At 62.2% G+C, this 16,756-nt stretch carries 16 protein-coding genes and 1 riboswitch; of the genes, 5 read left to right on the plus strand and 11 right to left on the minus strand.

The window, feature by feature from the left end; genetic code table 11:
- Positions 1 to 16 precede the first annotated feature (16 nt).
- The 7 genes from hslU to AC1RJW_RS07845 form a co-directional block, all read right to left on the minus strand.
- A complete protein-coding gene (gene hslU / locus AC1RJW_RS07815) occupies positions 17 to 1,369 on the minus strand; it encodes an ATP-dependent protease ATPase subunit HslU (RefSeq protein WP_493044477.1) in 1,353 nt (450 codons plus the stop codon).
- A gap of 37 nt (positions 1,370 to 1,406) precedes the next feature.
- On the minus strand, positions 1,407 to 1,943 hold the full coding sequence (gene hslV, locus AC1RJW_RS07820; protein ID WP_034753065.1) for an ATP-dependent protease subunit HslV: 537 nt from the start codon (positions 1,941 to 1,943) through the stop codon (positions 1,407 to 1,409).
- Between the two features lie 223 nt (positions 1,944 to 2,166).
- The gene (gene dksA, locus AC1RJW_RS07825; RefSeq protein WP_034753066.1) at positions 2,167 to 2,619 is read right to left on the minus strand and encodes an RNA polymerase-binding protein DksA; all 453 of its coding nucleotides are present in this window, start codon (positions 2,617 to 2,619) and stop codon (positions 2,167 to 2,169) included.
- Positions 2,620 to 3,100: 481 nt separating this feature from the next.
- Positions 3,101 to 4,195 (minus strand): CobW family GTP-binding protein, encoded by a 1,095-nt coding sequence (locus AC1RJW_RS07830; RefSeq protein WP_493044478.1) that lies wholly within the window; start codon positions 4,193 to 4,195, stop codon positions 3,101 to 3,103.
- 137 nt (positions 4,196 to 4,332) lie between these two features.
- Positions 4,333 to 5,280 (minus strand): tyrosine recombinase XerC, encoded by a 948-nt coding sequence (locus tag AC1RJW_RS07835; RefSeq protein WP_493044479.1) that lies wholly within the window; start codon positions 5,278 to 5,280, stop codon positions 4,333 to 4,335.
- Between the two features lie 7 nt (positions 5,281 to 5,287).
- Positions 5,288 to 5,965, minus strand: coding sequence for a DUF484 family protein (locus AC1RJW_RS07840; protein WP_493044480.1), 678 nt, complete (start codon positions 5,963 to 5,965; stop codon positions 5,288 to 5,290).
- 179 nt (positions 5,966 to 6,144) lie between these two features.
- Positions 6,145 to 7,224 (minus strand): porin, encoded by a 1,080-nt coding sequence (locus AC1RJW_RS07845; protein ID WP_493044481.1) that lies wholly within the window; start codon positions 7,222 to 7,224, stop codon positions 6,145 to 6,147.
- A 413-nt stretch (positions 7,225 to 7,637) separates the two neighbouring features.
- Between AC1RJW_RS07845 and AC1RJW_RS07850 the strand changes: the two genes are divergently transcribed.
- Positions 7,638 to 9,140: a tetratricopeptide repeat protein gene (locus AC1RJW_RS07850; protein WP_493044482.1), complete on the plus strand. Its 1,503-nt coding sequence runs from the start codon at positions 7,638 to 7,640 to the stop codon at positions 9,138 to 9,140.
- Positions 9,141 to 9,148: 8 nt separating this feature from the next.
- On the opposite strand, the gene dapF is transcribed toward AC1RJW_RS07850, so the two are convergent.
- The 3 genes from dapF to AC1RJW_RS07865 are packed head-to-tail and all read right to left on the minus strand — an operon-like array spanning position 9,149 to position 11,765.
- Entirely contained in the window at positions 9,149 to 10,012 is an 864-nt protein-coding gene (gene dapF / locus AC1RJW_RS07855; protein WP_493044483.1) for a diaminopimelate epimerase, read from the minus strand.
- An 11-nt stretch (positions 10,013 to 10,023) separates the two neighbouring features.
- On the minus strand, positions 10,024 to 10,899 hold the full coding sequence (locus AC1RJW_RS07860) for an LpxL/LpxP family acyltransferase (RefSeq protein WP_493044484.1): 876 nt from the start codon (positions 10,897 to 10,899) through the stop codon (positions 10,024 to 10,026).
- Positions 10,896 to 11,765 (minus strand): lysophospholipid acyltransferase family protein, encoded by an 870-nt coding sequence (locus AC1RJW_RS07865; RefSeq protein ID WP_493044485.1) that lies wholly within the window; start codon positions 11,763 to 11,765, stop codon positions 10,896 to 10,898. The genes AC1RJW_RS07860 and AC1RJW_RS07865 overlap by 4 nt, the downstream gene beginning before the upstream one ends.
- 188 nt (positions 11,766 to 11,953) lie before the next feature.
- Between AC1RJW_RS07865 and metK the strand changes: the two genes are divergently transcribed.
- From metK to metF, 4 genes are all read left to right on the plus strand, one after another.
- The gene (gene metK / locus AC1RJW_RS07870) at positions 11,954 to 13,120 is read left to right on the plus strand and encodes a methionine adenosyltransferase (protein WP_436497882.1); all 1,167 of its coding nucleotides are present in this window, start codon (positions 11,954 to 11,956) and stop codon (positions 13,118 to 13,120) included.
- Between the two features lie 123 nt (positions 13,121 to 13,243).
- Positions 13,244 to 13,312, plus strand: a riboswitch (S-adenosyl-L-homocysteine riboswitch).
- 24 nt (positions 13,313 to 13,336) lie between these two features.
- Positions 13,337 to 14,761, plus strand: coding sequence for an adenosylhomocysteinase (gene ahcY, locus AC1RJW_RS07875; RefSeq protein ID WP_475415886.1), 1,425 nt, complete (start codon positions 13,337 to 13,339; stop codon positions 14,759 to 14,761).
- 193 nt (positions 14,762 to 14,954) lie between these two features.
- A complete protein-coding gene (locus AC1RJW_RS07880; RefSeq protein WP_086147065.1) occupies positions 14,955 to 15,311 on the plus strand; it encodes a phage holin family protein in 357 nt (118 codons plus the stop codon).
- On the plus strand, positions 15,298 to 16,128 hold the full coding sequence (gene metF / locus AC1RJW_RS07885; protein ID WP_493044486.1) for a methylenetetrahydrofolate reductase [NAD(P)H]: 831 nt from the start codon (positions 15,298 to 15,300) through the stop codon (positions 16,126 to 16,128). The genes AC1RJW_RS07880 and metF overlap by 14 nt, the downstream gene beginning before the upstream one ends.
- Before the next feature lie 14 nt (positions 16,129 to 16,142).
- Here the strand turns inward: metF and AC1RJW_RS07890 are convergent, their stop codons facing one another.
- The gene (locus tag AC1RJW_RS07890; RefSeq protein WP_493044487.1) at positions 16,143 to 16,742 is read right to left on the minus strand and encodes a 5-formyltetrahydrofolate cyclo-ligase; all 600 of its coding nucleotides are present in this window, start codon (positions 16,740 to 16,742) and stop codon (positions 16,143 to 16,145) included.
- Between the last annotated feature and the right edge of the window lie 14 nt (positions 16,743 to 16,756).

The following is a 16,756-nucleotide window of genomic DNA, read 5'->3' on the forward strand; positions in this document are numbered from 1 at the left end:
GTTTCCCCCTTCCTTCCTACAGCACGTAGCGCGACAGGTCCTCGTTGACCGACAGCGCTTCCAGGCGTTCGTTGACGTACGCGGCATCGATCACCAGCAGGTTTTCCGTACTGCTGCTGCCTTCGCTGGCCGTAAACGACACTTCTTCCAGCAGTTTTTCCATCACCGTGTGCAGCCGGCGCGCGCCGATGTTTTCCGTGCGCTCGTTCACCGAATAGGCGATTTCCGCCAGGCGCGTGATGCCTTCCGGGGCGAATTGCAGTTTCAGGTTTTCCGTCGCCAGCAGGGCTTCGTACTGCATCGTCAGGCAGGCGTCGGTGCTGGTCAGAATGCGCTCGAAGTCCGCAATCGACAGCGATTCCAGCTCCACGCGGATGGGGAAGCGCCCCTGCAGCTCGGGAATCAGGTCCGACGGTTTCGACAGGTGGAAGGCGCCCGAGGCGATGAACAGGATGTGGTCCGTGCGGATCATGCCATATTTCGTGTTGACGGTCGTGCCCTCGACCAGCGGCAGCAGGTCGCGCTGCACGCCGGCGCGCGAGACGTCGGCGCCGCCGGATTCCGAGCGCGAGGCGATCTTGTCGATTTCGTCCAAAAACACGATGCCGTTCTGCTCGACGTTCTGGATGGCCTTCTGTTTCAGCTCGTCTTCGTTGAGCAGCTTGGCCGCTTCTTCCTCGACCAGCAGTTTCAAGGCTTCCTTGATCTTGACCTTGCGCGCCTTCTTGCGCTGCCCGCCCACGCCCGAGAACATGGACTTGATCTGCTCCGTCATTTCTTCCATGCCCGGCGGCGCCATGATTTCCATCTGCGGACCCGCCTCGGCCAGCTCGATCTCGATTTCCTTGTCATCGAGTTCGCCCTGGCGCAAGCGCTTGCGGAAGGTCTGGCGCGTGCTGTCGCCGCTGCCGCTGTCGACGGCCGCTGCCGTATTCGGCGTGAAGCCGAAGTCGCGCGCCGGCGGCACGAGGATGTCGATGACGCGGTCTTCGGCCGCATCTTCGGCGCGTGCGCGCACTTTCTTCATTTCCAGCGCGCGCGTCTGCTTGATGCCGATGTCGATCAGGTCGCGGATGATGGTGTCGACGTCGCGCCCCACATAGCCCACTTCCGTGAACTTGGTCGCTTCGATCTTGATGAAGGGCGCCTCGGCCAGCTTGGCCAGGCGGCGCGCGATTTCCGTCTTGCCGACGCCCGTGGGGCCGATCATGAGGATGTTCTTGGGCGTGATTTCATGGCGCAGGGGCTCGGCCACCTGCTGGCGGCGCCAGCGGTTGCGCAGGGCGATGGCGACGGCGCGCTTGGCCTTGGCCTGGCCCACCACGTGTTTGTCGAGTTCGGTGACGATTTCCGACGGAGTCATGTTCATGATCATAGTTGGCTTTCTATTCTTTGCTCGCGGACGCTTAGTCCAAGGTCTCGATGATGTGCGACATGTTGGTATAAATGCACAACTCGGCGGCGATGGTCAGCGATTTCTTGACCACGTCGGCCGGCGACAAGTCCGTGTTTTCCTGCAGCGCCTTGGCGGCGGACTGGGCGTAGGTGCCGCCCGAGCCGATGGCGCCGATGCCGTCTTCCGGCTCCAGCACGTCGCCATTGCCCGTGATGACCAGGGTCGACTCGCTGTCGGCCACCAGCAGCATCGCTTCCAGGCGGCGCAGCACGCGGTCGGTGCGCCAGTCCTTGGCCAGTTCGACGGAGGCGCGCAGCAGATTGCCCTGGTGTTTTTCCAGCTTGCCTTCAAATCGGTCGAGCAGGGTAAAGGCGTCGGCGGTGCCGCCGGCAAAGCCGACCAGGACCTTGCCCTGATACAACTTACGCACTTTGCGGGCCGTGCCCTTCATGACGATGTTGCCGAGCGTTACCTGGCCGTCGCCGCCCAGGGCGACTTGCTTGCCGCGCCGGACGCAGAGGATGGTGGTGCCGTGAAATTGTTCCATAGTGACCTCAAAAGATTCGTGCCGATGCGTGCAAGGCCATGCGATTGCGCGCCCATGCTGCAAAAGTGGGGATGGAAAAGGCAATTGCAAGCGGCATGTGCCGCTGCCGTGTTTGCTTCAGTGTAGTCGGCGCGGGACGAAAAAAAAGCACGCAACCGGGGTTGTGTGCTTTTTTATTCGCCAGCGCGGGGCCGCCGGGGCGGCCGCGCAAGGGGAGGGGCGATCAGTCGCCGTACAGCTTTTGCTTCAGTTCGCGCCGTTGCTGGGCTTCCAGCGACAGGGTGGCGGTCGGACGGGCGATCAGACGCGGGATGCCGATAGGCTCGCCCGTTTCTTCGCACCAGCCATAGTCGCCGGCATCGATGCTGGCGATCGATTGCTGTACTTTCTTCAGCAATTTGCGTTCGCGGTCGCGCGTGCGCAGTTCCAGCGCATGCTCTTCCTCGATGGTGGCGCGGTCGGCAGGGTCCGGTACGAGCACGGTTTCACGCAAGTGTTCCGTGGTTTCGCCGGCGTTTTTCAGCAGGTCTTTTTCGAGCTGCTGCAGGCGCGCCTTGAAGAATGCCAGTTGTGCCGGATTCATGTAGTCATCTTCGCTCATGGCGCGAATTTGGTCTTCGCTGATGAGAGGGATGTCTTGGTTGGCGGCCGGGGTCGATTTATTAGTTTTGGTCATAACTTCGCTTACCTTCGATACGACAGAGTTTTCAAATTGATCAGTTGATGCGGCGATACCGAGCAACTGTACAGGTTCCGCTTGGCATTGCTGTCCCGCTGTACTGCGTGCGACCTTGGCTTGCCGGCGAAAGCCAGGACTACCGGCCGGCCATGGTGCCATGTTGATAACTTTTTACCGCTCTATGCCTGTCGCGCTATGCGTGCGTCAACGGGCGTGTTGGGTGGATCGGTTGCATGCCTGGCATGCGGCCAGCGGCAGTTTGCCAGCATTTCATGACAGGCGAACGACATGGGCCGTTTTCGTCGCTGATTTTGGCACGCTTTGCCTTATATTGCCATCCCGATTTGTTGACGAGCCGATCAGAGACGGCTACTTGTTGGTTTATGCCAGCAAGATGGGTGTCGGACAGCGGGAAAGCGTGCTTAACTTTCCCTTTTGTTTCTGCTTTGCAACGGATACTTTGCAAAACCCGGCTAGTTTATACCAAACATTGTTCGAGTCCGCGAATAAAAATGTCTTTTGGTAGATTTTTGCCAATAAACACCATTTTGCTGCCGCGCACTTCGTTTTCACCCCATTTGGCGCCCAGGTCGCTGCCCATCAGCTGGTGCACGCCCTGGAAGACCACCTTGCGTTCGGCGCCCTGCATCAGCAGCACGCCCTTGTAGCGCAGCATGCGCGGGCCATACACTTGCACCAGGCCGCCGAGGAACTCGTCGAGCTTGGCGCTGTCGAACGGTTGCGTGCTCTTGAAAACAAAGGCGGCGATATCGTCGCTGTGCTGCGCATGGTGGTGGTCGGCATGGCCGCAATCGGTGGCGCAGGCGTCGCTGTGCACATGTGCGTGCTCATGCGCGTGATCGTGCTCGTGTGCATGGTCGTGCGCTTTGTCATGATCATGCACGTGCGCCGTCTCTGTCGCCAGGAAATCCGGGTCCAGCTCCAGCTTCTCGTTCAAATTGAAACCGCGGATGTCGAGCACCTCGGCCAGCGGCGCGCGGCCGAAATCGACCTTGGCGATGGGTGCGCGGGGATTGATGCGCTTCAGGCGGCGCGTCAGGGCGGCCACGTCGTCTTCACTGACGAGGTCGGTTTTCGACAGCAGCAGCTTGTCGGCGAAGCCCACTTGCCGCTGGGCTTCCTCGTATTCATCGAGTTGCTTCATGGCATGACGGGCATCGACCACCGTGATGATGGCGTCGAGCATGTAGTGGCTGCCCACTTCCTCGTCGACAAAGAAGGTTTGCGCCACGGGGCCGGGATTGGCCAGGCCCGTCGTCTCGATGACGACGCGGTCGAACGCCAGCAGGCCGGCGTCGCGCTTGCGCGCCAGTTCCGACAGGCCCACGATCAGGTCGCCGCGCACGGTGCAGCAGATGCAGCCGTTGTTCATCTCGATGATGTGCTCGTTGCTGTCCTGCACCAGGATTTCATTGTCGATGTTTTCCTGGCCAAACTCGTTTTCGATCACGGCGATGCGCATGCCATGGTCTTCCTGCAGTATGCGGTTGAGCAAGGTGGTTTTGCCTGCGCCCAGGAAACCGGTGAGGATGGTGGTTGGAATCAGTGCCATGAGATGCCTATGCTGTAATCGGTGGTGCCGCCGCGCAAGCGGAAGAATGCGGACGATTATGCCGGAATTTTGCAAAAGCTTGCAAATGCGCGCTCATCCGCTTGATATGGATCAGGCCGGCCCACTGGCGCGGCTTCCTACTTGAGCTTGGCGCGTGGGTGCGCCTGGTCGTACACGTGGGCCAGGTGCTGGAAATCGAGGGCCGTGTAGACCTGGGTCGAGGTGATGCTGGAATGGCCCAGCATTTCCTGCACGGCGCGCAAGTCGCCCGACGATTGCAGCACGTGCGAGGCAAACGAGTGGCGCAGCACGTGCGGGTGCACGTTGGCGGGAATGTCCGTCGCCAGCGCGTGCGCCTTCAGGCGCAGTTGCAACACGCGCGGAGAGATGCGCGTGCCGCGCGTGCTTAAAAACAAGGCAGCGCTGCCATCGGCCGCTGGCGGGCGCACGGCCAGCCAGGCAGTCAGGGCGACGAGCGCCGCCTTGCCGACGGGCACTTTGCGCATCTTGTTGCCCTTGCCCGTGACGATGACTTCGAAGCTGGCCATGTCGAGCCAGCCCAGCGAGGCGGGCTGGCCGCCGTCGGCCTTGCAGTAATGGGTGTCCAGGCTGGTCAATTCGGAGACGCGCAAGCCGCTCGAATACAGCAGCTCGAACATGGCGCGGTTGCACAGCTGTTCCGGCTCGGCGGCGCCTTGCTGGTGTTGCGCGGGCGCCACGAGGCGCACGGCGTCGTCCACCGACAGGGCTTTCGGCAAGGTCTTGGCCCGCTTGGGGGCGCGGATGCCGTCGACGGGATTGGCGTCGAGCGCCGTCTCGCCGCTGAGCCAGTTGAAAAAACCGCGCCACGACGACAGCTTGCGGGCGATCGAGCGCGGGTCCAGGCCGCCGGCATGCAGCTTGGCCGTGTAGCGGCGCACTTCGTTGTGCGCCAGCGCCGTCCACGGCGTATTGCCGCTCAGTTCCAGCAAGGCGCGCAGGTCGCGCCCGTAGGCATCCAGGGTATGCGGCGACAGCTTGCGCTGCGTGGCCAGCTGCGCCAGGTAGGCGTCGAGCCAATCGGCCTTGCTGCGCGCCTCATGCATGGCTGACTCAGGCAGGTGGGCCGGCGCGCAGCGCGGCCAGGGCGGCGCTGGCCGTGGCGCCGATATGCACGAGGAAATCCGTGCCCATGCTCGACGTAAAGCGTTCGCTGTCGGGCGAGCCCAGCACCAGCAAGCCGAAGGTGCCCGTGGTGTTCGGCGCGCGCAGGGCGATCATGACGGTCGATTCGATCTTGTCCGCCTGCAGCCAGTGCACGGCTTCGAAATCGCGGTTGCTGCCGCAGTACGGCGTTTGCAGGCTGTTGGCGAACATGCGCACGTCGGCCGTGACATCTTCCGTGAACCAGCCGTCGGCGTGTTCCGGCAGCACTTGCCACAGGCGCAGGCTGACGTAGGGCACGTCGAAATTGCTTTGCAAGGCATCGACCAGCACGCGCGGCATGGCCGCATCGTTGCGCACTTGCAGCATGGCCTGGTTCCAGCCGTGGAACTTGCTGGCGATATCGCCATTTTCCTCGGCCACGCGGCTCAGCTTGGACATGCGCAGCTCGAGCGCCTTGTACTTGTCGCGCATCACTTCCATCTGCCGCTCCTGCAGCGAGATGGTGCGTCCCGTCAGCGGGCTGCTCAGTTTGACCTCGCCGAGCAGCGCGGTATGCTCTTCGAAGAACGTCGGATGCTCGCTCAGGTACTGGGCGACGGTGCTGGAATCGAGTGTGGCGGTCATTGAGAATATCTGTCAGTGAAAGTTGAACGCTTCATTCTAACCGAGAGTGCGGCGGCATAGGCGCAAAGGGGGCGGTGCCCGTGCATTTTCCGCGCGCCCATGAAAAAAGCGGCATGGTTGCCCATGCCGCTTGGTTTTCCTTGCTCAGCAATCACCCGCGGAGGGTGACGTGCGGGGCATTAGAAGTTGTGATGTACGCCCAGGCCGATGTAGTTGACCGAGGTGGTGTTGTTGTAGTTGGTGACGCTGGCCGATTTCTTGTTCGAAATATCTGCGTACAGGTAAGTACGCTTCGACAGATTGTAGTCGTAGCCCAGCGATGCTTGCTTGGTCTTGGCGACGCCATCCGGCGTTTTTTGACCGTAGCCAGCGCGGATCTTGCCTGGGCCGACGTCATAGTTGGCGCCCAGCACCCACGATTTGGTGTCGGTGTTGATGATTTTGAAATTGCCGTCATCCTGGTGCTGGTACGTTGCCATCAGTTTCAATTCTGGAAGCGGATTGAACGATGCGCCGACCGACCACAGCTTGGCTTGCACGCCATTGCGCTCGTAGGCAGCCATGGCGGCGAACTGGGCGTAGTTGTACGTGAGCGATACCGAGTACGGGTTCGATGCTGGCACCACATTGGCTGGCAGCGCGAAGTTGCCGGTGGCATTCGTCGTCAGGTTGGCGACGGTGGCGGCAACGGCGGCGTTGTTGTTCGCTTCCTTGGCGGCCACGGTAGCGTTGAACTGGAAGCCGCTGATGACTGGCGAGTTGTAGAACACGGCATTCGAGAAGCGGTTACGCGAGTTGCCTGGCGCGCTCAGCGGATCGCTGGTGTAGCCGGCCACGGTCAGGTCGGTCTGGAAACCGGCTGGCGTAGGCATGCCCGACCATGGTTCGAAACCGGTGCTCGTTTCCTGGAACGCGGTCAGGCCACGGCCCAGGCGCACGGTACCGAAGTCGCCTTGCAGGCCGACGCGGCTTTGACCCTGGAACAGCGGACGCGAATTGGCGCCCGACGTGTTTTCTACGGTGCCGGTGTCGGATTCATAGCGAATTTCCAGTTGGAAAATAGCTTTCAAGCCATTGCCCAGATCTTCCGTGCCCTTGAAACCCAGTTTGTTGTTGTCGCGCTTGGTGACGGCGGTGGTCGAACCAGTCGCTTTGCCCAGGCCTGCATCGATCGTGCCGTAGATTTGGACGGACGACTGCGCTTGTGCGGTTGCGGCAAAGGCGCCGAAGAGTGCGAGGGCAACGAGTGATTTTTTCATGTCTTATTCCCTATTAAAAGTGAGTTCCGTCCGAGATCCGAGCAGATTGAAATGCGCTAACTGTCGCGTTTCGATGAATGAACCTTAATTCGTCGGCGCGCAAGACGTGCGGGATTGGTCAAATGTGCGTGAAAAGATTGGTGAAAAGCGGCATAAGTGCATGCCCCTGTTGTATTTTTGTAACGCGCAGTTTCTGCCAGTCCTGCACCGATGGCACGCGTTCTCCCATCGCTACCGTAGCGGCGCATTGCGATATTGGCATGTTTCGGTCAGGACATTGTTGCGTTGAATCAAGTTCTTGAGGCCGCTTTGGCGGATTTGGGACACAAGGACGTTACACTAAGGGCGGGCCTGCATGGATGGGCCTGGAGACGGCTTACTAATTAGAATCATTGACTCAATATCGAGAATCGATGGCAAATCGCGAAACATTAGGATTGATCAAGGGCGCACGGGCTGGCGATGTCGCTTGCCAGCTGGCGTTGGGACGGGTGTACCTGTTTGGACAGGGTGTGCCGCAGAGCCTGCCGACTGCCTTGCACTGGCTGGCGCGGGCGGCCCAGGAGGATAGCCAGGAAGCGTGCATGCTGATCGGCACGCACGTGCCGTTCGAAGTGGCGCAACCGGCAGCCAAGGCGCTGATCCCGTATTACGCGCAGGCGTTCGATGCGGGCCTGGTGCAGGCGGGCCTGGTGCTGGCGCAACTGGTGCTGGGCAATGCCGCCAGCAGCAGTGAAGCCTTGCGGGCCAAGGCGCGCGTGGCGCTGGACGCCGCCGTGCGCGCCGGCTTGCCCGATGCGCAATGGTTGTTGTCCTTGCAAGAACGATCCTCCGCAGCGCCTGGGCCGGACACCAGCCTCGCCGGCGAGCAAGCCCGCGATGGCGACGCGCCGCTGCACGCCTGGCTGGAGCAGGCATGGAGCCAGGGCAACCATGCCGGCTTCCTGTCGCAAGGCTTGCCGCTGGCGCGCGAGCTGCTGCAGCGCCAGGCGGCCGCCGGTGCGCGCACGATCGCGCTCGACGCGCAACAGGTGCTGTTGCTGTCGCGTTGCTCCCAGGCATTGGCGCCTGGCGGCGATGCCGAGGGCTGGCAGTGCTGCGAGCTGGCCGCGCATGGCGGCGACCGCACGGCGCAGCTGGAGCTGGGACTCGGCTATGCGCGCATGGATGCGCATGGCCAGCGGCTGGCCACGCGCAATGGCGCGGCCAATTTCAAGCGTGCCGTGCGCTGGCTGACGCAGGCGGGGGAGCAGGGGCTGGCAGAAGCCTGGTTCGTGCTGTCGCGCATCTATACCAAACCGGAATTTTCCCAGCGCAATGTGGTCGAAGCGCATTTCTGTCTGGAGCGTGCCGCCGACCTGGGGCATGGCCCGGCCCAGCTCGAATGCGGCATGCATGCCTGGCGTAATCGCCGCGACGGCGTCAACAACGATGTGCGTGCCGCGTACTGGCTGCTGCAGGCGCAGGCGCAAGGCAGCAGTGAGGCGGAGGCGGCGCTGGCGCGCATTGCGCCGCGCGGCGAGTCCGGCGACTGGGGCCAGTGCGCCGCCCTGCACGCCGATGAGCGGCTGCGCCAGCTGGGCCAGAGCCACCCCCTGCTGGCGGCGCGCCTGGAACTGGCGCGCTGCTTTCATCTGTCGCGTGCCGAGGCGCTGCTGCTCGATATCCATGCGGCCGACCAGGGACACTGTTTGCTGATCGATATCAGCGCCACGCATGGCCGCGGCAAGCGGCGCCTGGTGCTGGTCCGCACGGCGCAGGAGCGCCAGCTGCTCGATCAGGTGGTGCGCCTGTTCGAGCGCGTCGATTGCGGCGTGGCGGGGCCGGAAGGCAATTACCGGCAGCGGCTGTACCGCCTGAAGTGCTACCTCGCCGAGCTCGGTGACGCGCAGGAACAGCAGTTCCTGGCCGCCTGACTCATTCCTTACAGCTCGATCGTGCCTTCGAACACGGTCACGGCCGGCCCCGTCATCAGGACGGGGTGGCCGGGGCCTTGCCAGGCGATCGACAGCTCGCCGCCGCGCGCGCTGATGCGCACGGGCGAATCGAGCCGGCCGCGCAGGATGCCGGCCACGGCGGCGGCGCAGGCGCCCGTGCCGCACGCAAGCGTTTCGCCCGCGCCCCGCTCAAATACGCGCAGTTTCACGTGCTGGCGGTCGACGACCTGCATGTAGCCGGCGTTGACCCGGCGGGGAAAGCGCGGGTGGTGCTCGATGCGCGGGCCCGATTGTTCCAGATCTTGCGCATCGACATCGTCGACCATTTGCACGGCATGCGGATTGCCCATCGAAACGACGGACACCAGCACGGGCGCCGTCTGGCCCGGCAATGCCAGGTCCAGCGGCCACAGGGTGTCGCTGCCTTCCGCCACGCCGTCCAGGCCGCTGGCGTCGAACGGCACCAGCGCGGGTTCGAGCACGGGCGCGCCCATGTCGACCGTGATGCTGCCATCGGCTTCCAGGCGCGGTGCAATGATGCCCGCCATGGTTTCCACGCGGATGCTGCTCTTGTTCGACAAGCCCTTTTCGCTGACGAACTTGACGAAGGCGCGCGCGCCGTTGCCGCACTGTTCCACTTCGCCGCCATCGTTGTTATAGATGCGGTAGCGGAAGTCGCAGCCGGGCAGGCGCGGCTTTTCCACCACGAGGATCTGGTCGGCGCCGATGCCGAAACGGCGGTCGGCCAGGCGCTGCCACTGGGCCGGCGTGAAGTCGATGTCCTGATTGATGGCGTCGATGACGATGAAGTCATTGCCGGCGCCGTGCATCTTGGTAAAGTGGAGTTTCATGTTCTGCCGTATCACTTGTGCTGGTTATAGAACGAGGCTTCGCCTTCCGGACGCGTCTTGAAGCGTTTATGCGTCCAGAAATACTCGGCTGGCGCTTCGCGCACGCGCTCTTCGATGAATTCATTCATGCGGCGCGTGGCGGCCGTGATGTCGTCGCCGGGATAGTCGTCCCAGGCCGGGTAATAGGTCACTTTCCAGCCCTGGTAATCGGGCAGGAAGGTGGCGATGACGGGAATTACCTGCGCCTTGGCGGCCAGCGCCAGGCGCGCCGTCGCCGTCAGGGTGGCGGCCGGCACGCCGAAGAAGGGCACGAATTCCGCATCCTTTTCGCCGAAATCCATGTCTGGCAGCATAAAGTAGGGCAAACCGTCGCGCAGGGCGCGCAGAATCGTCTTGATGCCATCCTGGCGCGTAAACAGCTTGGGCGGCTTGAAGCGCGAACGGCCGTTGCGCAAGGCCTGGTCGAAGGCGGCGTTCTTTTGCTGCACGTACATCGAGGAAGCGGAAATTTCCATGGCCGTGGCGGCACCCGCCACGTCGAGGCAGACGAAGTGCGGGCACAGCAAGATGGTCGGCTTGGCGGCGATCTGCTGGCCGGGGAAGGCGGGCACTTTTTTGATCAGGCGGTTCAGGCGTTCTTCCGACGACCACCACAGGATGCTGCGTTCCCACACGCTGCGCGAATACGCCTGGAAATGCTGGCGCGCCAGGGCCACGCGCTGGGCTTCCGTCAATTCCGGCATGCACAGGCGCAGATTCGTCAGGGCGATCCTGCGCCGCGTGGGCATGGCGATGAACAGCAGGCTGCCGACGGCCACGCCGAAGCGGCCGAGGATGGGCAAGGGCAGCCAGTGCAGCAGCCACATGAAGGCGATCAGCAGTCTCATGCCTGCTCCCCGGCGGCATCGGGCGTGGCGGGCGTGGGCGGCGGCGCGCCGCGCGGTACCTTGTAGCGATTGTAGCTCCACAGGTATTGCGCCGGGCTGCGCGCGATCAATTGTTCCATGGCCGCATTGATGGTGCGCGCCTGTTCGGCCGAGGTGCTGTCGAGCGACTCGGTAAACGGCACGAAATGCACGACATAGCCGCGCCCGCCCGGCAGGCGTTCCGCGTAGGTGATGATGACTTCGGCGCCGCCCATCTGCGCCAGCTTGGCGGGCAGGGTCATGGTGTAGGCGGGGCGGCCGAAGAAATCGGCCCACACGCCTTCGCCTTCCTGCGGCACCTGGTCGGGCAGCAGGCCGATCGGTTGTCCCTTTTTCAGGCATTTGGCAAAGATGCGCACGCCCGACATGTTCGCCGGCGCCAGCATCAGGTTTTCGCGCGCGCGCGCGCCTTCGATCAGCGGTTTCAGGGCGGCGCGCTTGGGCGGGCGGTACATCACGGTGAGCGGCGTGCGCAGCGCGATCTGCTGGGCGACGATTTCAAAGCAGCCCAGGTGTGGTGTCAGGAAGACGATGCCGCGGCCATGCTGCAGCGCTTTTTCCACCAGTTCCCAGTTTTCCACCGTCGCATGGCGCGCCACGCGCTCGGCGGGGGCGCACCAGATGAAGGGCAGTTCCAGCACGCTCTTGCCCGCTTCGGCCACGGCCGTGTGCAAGTGTTGCGAAAACCCCGCACCTTGCATGTTCTCGCGCATGCGGCGGCGGTAGGACGGGGAAATGGCGTAAATCACCCATCCCAGCACAGCGCCAAGGCCATGCAGGACGGGCAGGGGAAAGAGGGACAGGAAGCGGAAAATTGGGACTAACATGTATAAGCTGTTTCCAGGAATGGCGTGTTGCCGTGCCAAAATTTTTTAAGAAGCGTAAAATACCACGTATGCAGTAACCGCTGAGTTAATAGACAACTTGCGATGCGGAATATAAATCTCGCTAAAGCGTCGCAGGCAAAATCCTCTTTACTGCGACAGAACATTCACATAGTAAACAGGAGCTTGCAATGTCAAACGACTATCTCTTCACTTCCGAATCCGTTTCGGAAGGCCATCCCGACAAGGTTGCCGATCAAATTTCCGACGCCATCCTTGACGCCATCCTGACCCAGGACCCGAGCGCCCGCGTGGCTGCTGAAACCCTGTGCAACACCGGTCTGGTGGTGCTGGCTGGCGAGATTACCACGCACGCCAATGTGGATTATATTCAAGTTGCGCGCGAAACCATCAAACGCATCGGTTACGACAACACGGAATACGGCATCGACTACAAGGGTTGCGCCGTGCTGGTCGCCTACGACAAGCAGTCGCCGGACATCGCGCAAGGCGTCGATGAAGGTGCAGGGATTGACCTGGATCAAGGCGCTGGCGATCAGGGCCTGATGTTCGGCTATGCCTGCGATGAAACGGCCGAGCTGATGCCCGCCGCCATCCACTACGCGCACCGCCTGGTCGAGCGCCAGTCGCAACTGCGCAAGGATGGCCGTTTGCCATGGCTGCGTCCGGATGCGAAATCGCAAGTGACCCTGCGCTACGTCGATGGCCGCCCCGTCGGCGTGCACACGGTGGTGCTGTCGACCCAGCATGCGCCGGAAATCTCGCACAAGCAGATCGAAGAAGCGGTCATCGAAGAAATCATCAAGCCTATCCTGCCGCGCGAGTGGCTGACGGAGACCAAATTCCTCGTCAACCCGACGGGCCGCTTCGTCATCGGCGGTCCGCAAGGCGATTGCGGCTTGACCGGGCGCAAGATCATCGTCGATACCTACGGTGGCGCAGCCCCGCACGGCGGCGGCGCGTTCTCGGGCAAGGACCCGTCGAAAGTCGACCGTTCGGCAGCGTATGCGGCCCGCTACGTGGCGAAAAACATCGTCGCGGCCGGCCTGGCGCGCCAATGCCAGGTGCAGGTCAGCTACGCCATCGGCGTGGCCAAGCCGATCAACATCACCGTCTACACGGAAGGCACGGGCGTGATTCCCGACACGGAAATCGCCAAGCTGGTGCTGGCGCACTTTGATTTGCGTCCAAAAGGCATCGTGCAAATGCTCGACCTGCTGCGCCCGATCTACCAGAAGAGCGCCGCCTACGGCCACTTCGGCCGGGAAGAGCCGGAATTCACGTGGGAGCGCACGGACAAGGTCGCCCTGCTGCGCGATGCTGCCGGCCTGAAGTAATCTAGTCGGATGTGCAAGAAAAGCGCCCCGGCCTCATGGCTGCGGGCGCTTTTTTTATGTGTTGTTGCGGGGCCATGCATGCCGAACAGGCTGGCGCGCGCGGCTTGACAATGTTAAAATCCCCCGTCCGAGGAGCGTTGCGACGAAGAAATTCGCCAGGCTCGGAATATCCTGCAACCGCGCTCACGTACCTTTTTCAACTGAAAGGAGGGCGTGATGAACGCCGTACTCAAATCGCAACACGACTACACCATCGCCGATATCACTCTGGCCGCATGGGGCGACAAAGAAATCAAGATTGCTGAAACGGAAATGCCTGGCCTGATGGCCATCCGCGAAGAATTCGCGGCAGCGCAGCCTTTGAAGGGCGCGCGCATCACCGGTTCCATCCACATGACCATCCAGACCGCCGTGCTGATCCAGACCCTGGAAGCACTGGGCGCGCAAGTGCGTTGGGCATCGTGCAACATTTACTCGACGCAAGATCACGCCGCCGCCGCCATCGCTGCCGCCGGCACGCCAGTCTTCGCCGTCAAGGGCGAGTCGCTGGACGACTACTGGGAATACACGCACCGCATCTTCGAATGGCCGAACGTGGACGGCAAGGCTGTCTACTCGAACATGATCCTCGACGATGGCGGCGACGCGACCCTGCTGCTGCACCTGGGCGTGCGCGCGGAAACCGACCTGTCGGTGCTGGCCAATCCCGGTTCGGAAGAAGAAATCTGCCTGTTCAACTCGATCAAGAAGCACTTGCTGGCCGACCCGACCTGGTATTCGAAGCGCCTGCCGGAAATCCTCGGCGTGACGGAAGAAACGACGACCGGCGTGCACCGTCTGTACCAGATGCACAAGGAAGGCAAGCTGGCGTTCCCTGCGATCAACGTCAACGATTCCGTCACGAAATCGAAGTTCGACAACCTGTACGGCTGCCGCGAGTCGCTGGTCGATGGCATCAAGCGCGCCACCGATGTGATGATCGCCGGCAAAGTGGCCGTTATCGCCGGTTACGGTGATGTCGGCAAGGGTTCGGCGCAAGCCATGCGTGCCCTGTCGGCGCAAGTGTGGGTGACGGAAGTCGACCCGATCTGCGCACTGCAGGCGGCGATGGAAGGCTACCGCGTGGTCACGATGGATTACGCCTGCGAACACGGCGACATCTTTGTCACCTGCACCGGCAACTATCACATCCTCACGCACGATCACCTGACGCGCATGAAAGACCAGGCCATCGTCTGCAACATTGGTCACTTTGACAATGAAATCGACGTTGCTTCGTTGAAACAATACGAGTGGGAAAACATCAAGCCGCAAGTCGACCACATCATCTTCCCGTCGGGCCGCCGCATCATCCTGCTGGCCGAAGGCCGTCTGGTCAACCTCGGTTGCGGCACGGGCCACCCGTCGTACGTGATGAGCTCGTCGTTCGCCAACCAGACGATCGCCCAGATCGAGCTGTACGCGAACACGGCCAACTACCCGGTCGGCGTGTACACCCTGCCAAAACACCTCGATGAAAAAGTCGCCCGCCTGCAACTCAAAAAGTTGAATGCGCAGCTGACGGAACTGACGCAAGAGCAAGCCGACTACATTGGCGTGCGTCAAGAAGGCCCTTATAAGCCAGAGCACTACCGTTACTAAGATGGTTGCCTCATGAACCTACTGCGCGGCGCGGGGCGCAGCCGGCGATGCTCGCTGTACATAAAGTACAGCTGCGCTTCTCGGCCACGCCGCGCATCCGCTCGCTACGGTTCCTGAGGCAACAAGACTGATCGGTGTACTTTGAAAAGGCCGGCTATGCCGGCTTGCCCCTCTTTTTTGACAGGCTAGAGAAATGCGCTTGCTACTGATTTGGTTTATCAATGCGGCAGCCCTGTTTGCCGTCCCTTATTTGATGCACTCGGTGACGATGAGCAGCGGCTGGACCGCGCTGCTGGCCGCTGCCGTGCTGGGGCTGGTCAATGCGCTGATCCGCCCCCTGCTGATCCTGCTGACCCTGCCCGTGACGTTCCTGTCGCTGGGCCTGTTCATTTTGATCATCAATGGCTTCCTGTTCTGGCTGGTGGCGCAGGTGATAGCTGGTTTCCATGTCGCCAGTTTCTGGTCTGCCGTGGGCGGTGCCATTCTGTACAGCATCATTTCCTGGGCCCTGTCGACCTTACTTTTGAGTAACGACGATGGAAAAGCATAACTTCAGTATTGAGTTTTTCCCGCCGAAAACCCCGGAAGGGGCGGAAAAGCTGCGCGCCACGCGCGTCAAGTTGTCTGAATTGCATCCGAAGTATTTCTCGGTGACGTTCGGCGCGGGCGGCACCACGCAGCAGGGCACCCTGGACACCGTGCGCGAAATCCTGGCGGCCGGTGAACAGGCCGCACCGCACCTGTCTTGCGTGGGCGGTTCGCGCGAATCGATCCGCGCCGTGCTGGGTGAGTTCAAGGCGGCCGGCGTGCGCCGCATCGTGGCCTTGCGCGGCGACTTGCCGAGCGGCTACGGCGCCTCGGGCGAGTTCCGTTACGCCAACGAGCTGGTGGAATTCATCCGCGCCGAGACGGGCGACCATTTCCATATCGAAGTGGCCGCCTATCCGGAAGTGCACCCGCAAGCCCGTTCGCCGCAGGATGACCTGAACGCGTTTGCGCGCAAGGTGCAGGCCGGCGCCAATGCCGCCATCACCCAGTACTTCTACAATGCCGACGCGTATTTCCAGTTTGTCGAGCAGACGCAGAAGATGGGCATCAACGTGCCTATCGTGGCCGGCATCATGCCGATCACGAACTACACGCAGCTGATGCGCTTTTCGGACATGTGCGGCGCGGAAATTCCACGCTGGGTGCGTCTGAAACTGGCCAGCTTCGGCGACGACAGCGCGTCCATCAAGGCTTTTGGCCTGGACGTGGTGACGGGCCTGTGCGAGCGTTTGCTGGAAGGCGGCGCGCCAGGCTTGCATTTCTATAGCATGAACCAGGCGGCGCCCACGACGGCCTTGTGGCAGCGCCTGGTGAAATAAACCGTTCTGACGCGTTAAAACAGATCGCCCTCGGTCACGATGTGATCGAGGGCGATGTCGTATTCGCCGTTGGGAAAACTTGCCGCCAGGCAGGCATAGGCGACGCCGAGGGTGCGCGGACGGGGCGTGGCCGCCAGGGTGCGGTCGTAATAGCCGCCGCCATAGCCGAGGCGAAAGCGTTCCTGGTTAAAACCCAGGCAGGGCACCAGCAGGGCTGTCGGCGCCGGACGCAGGCGCAACCGGGCTGGCACGGCTACGCCCATGCCATCCTTGACCATGGGCTCGCCCGGTGTCCAGTCGGAAAATGCCAGCGGCGCATGCTTTTCCAGTACTACCGGCAAGCTTAATTGCACGCCGCGCGCGGCCAGCTGCGCGTAGGCATCGTGCAAGTCCGGCTCGCCGTGCAGGGGCCAGTACACGCCCAGTTCCTTGACGTTTTCCTGGGCGCACCAGTCCAGCAGGCGCTGTGCGATGGCCGCATCCCACGCTGCGCGCGTGGCCTCGGGCAGGGCGCGCCGGGCCGCCAGCAGGGCTTTGCGCAAGCCGGCTTTTTCCTGTGGTGCAATGGGTGGCCGTGTAGCCGGATCGCATGTTATTCTAGGGTCGCTATTCATATCACCATCAAGTT

The organism is Janthinobacterium sp. GW822-FHT07A03 (genome assembly GCF_058798815.1).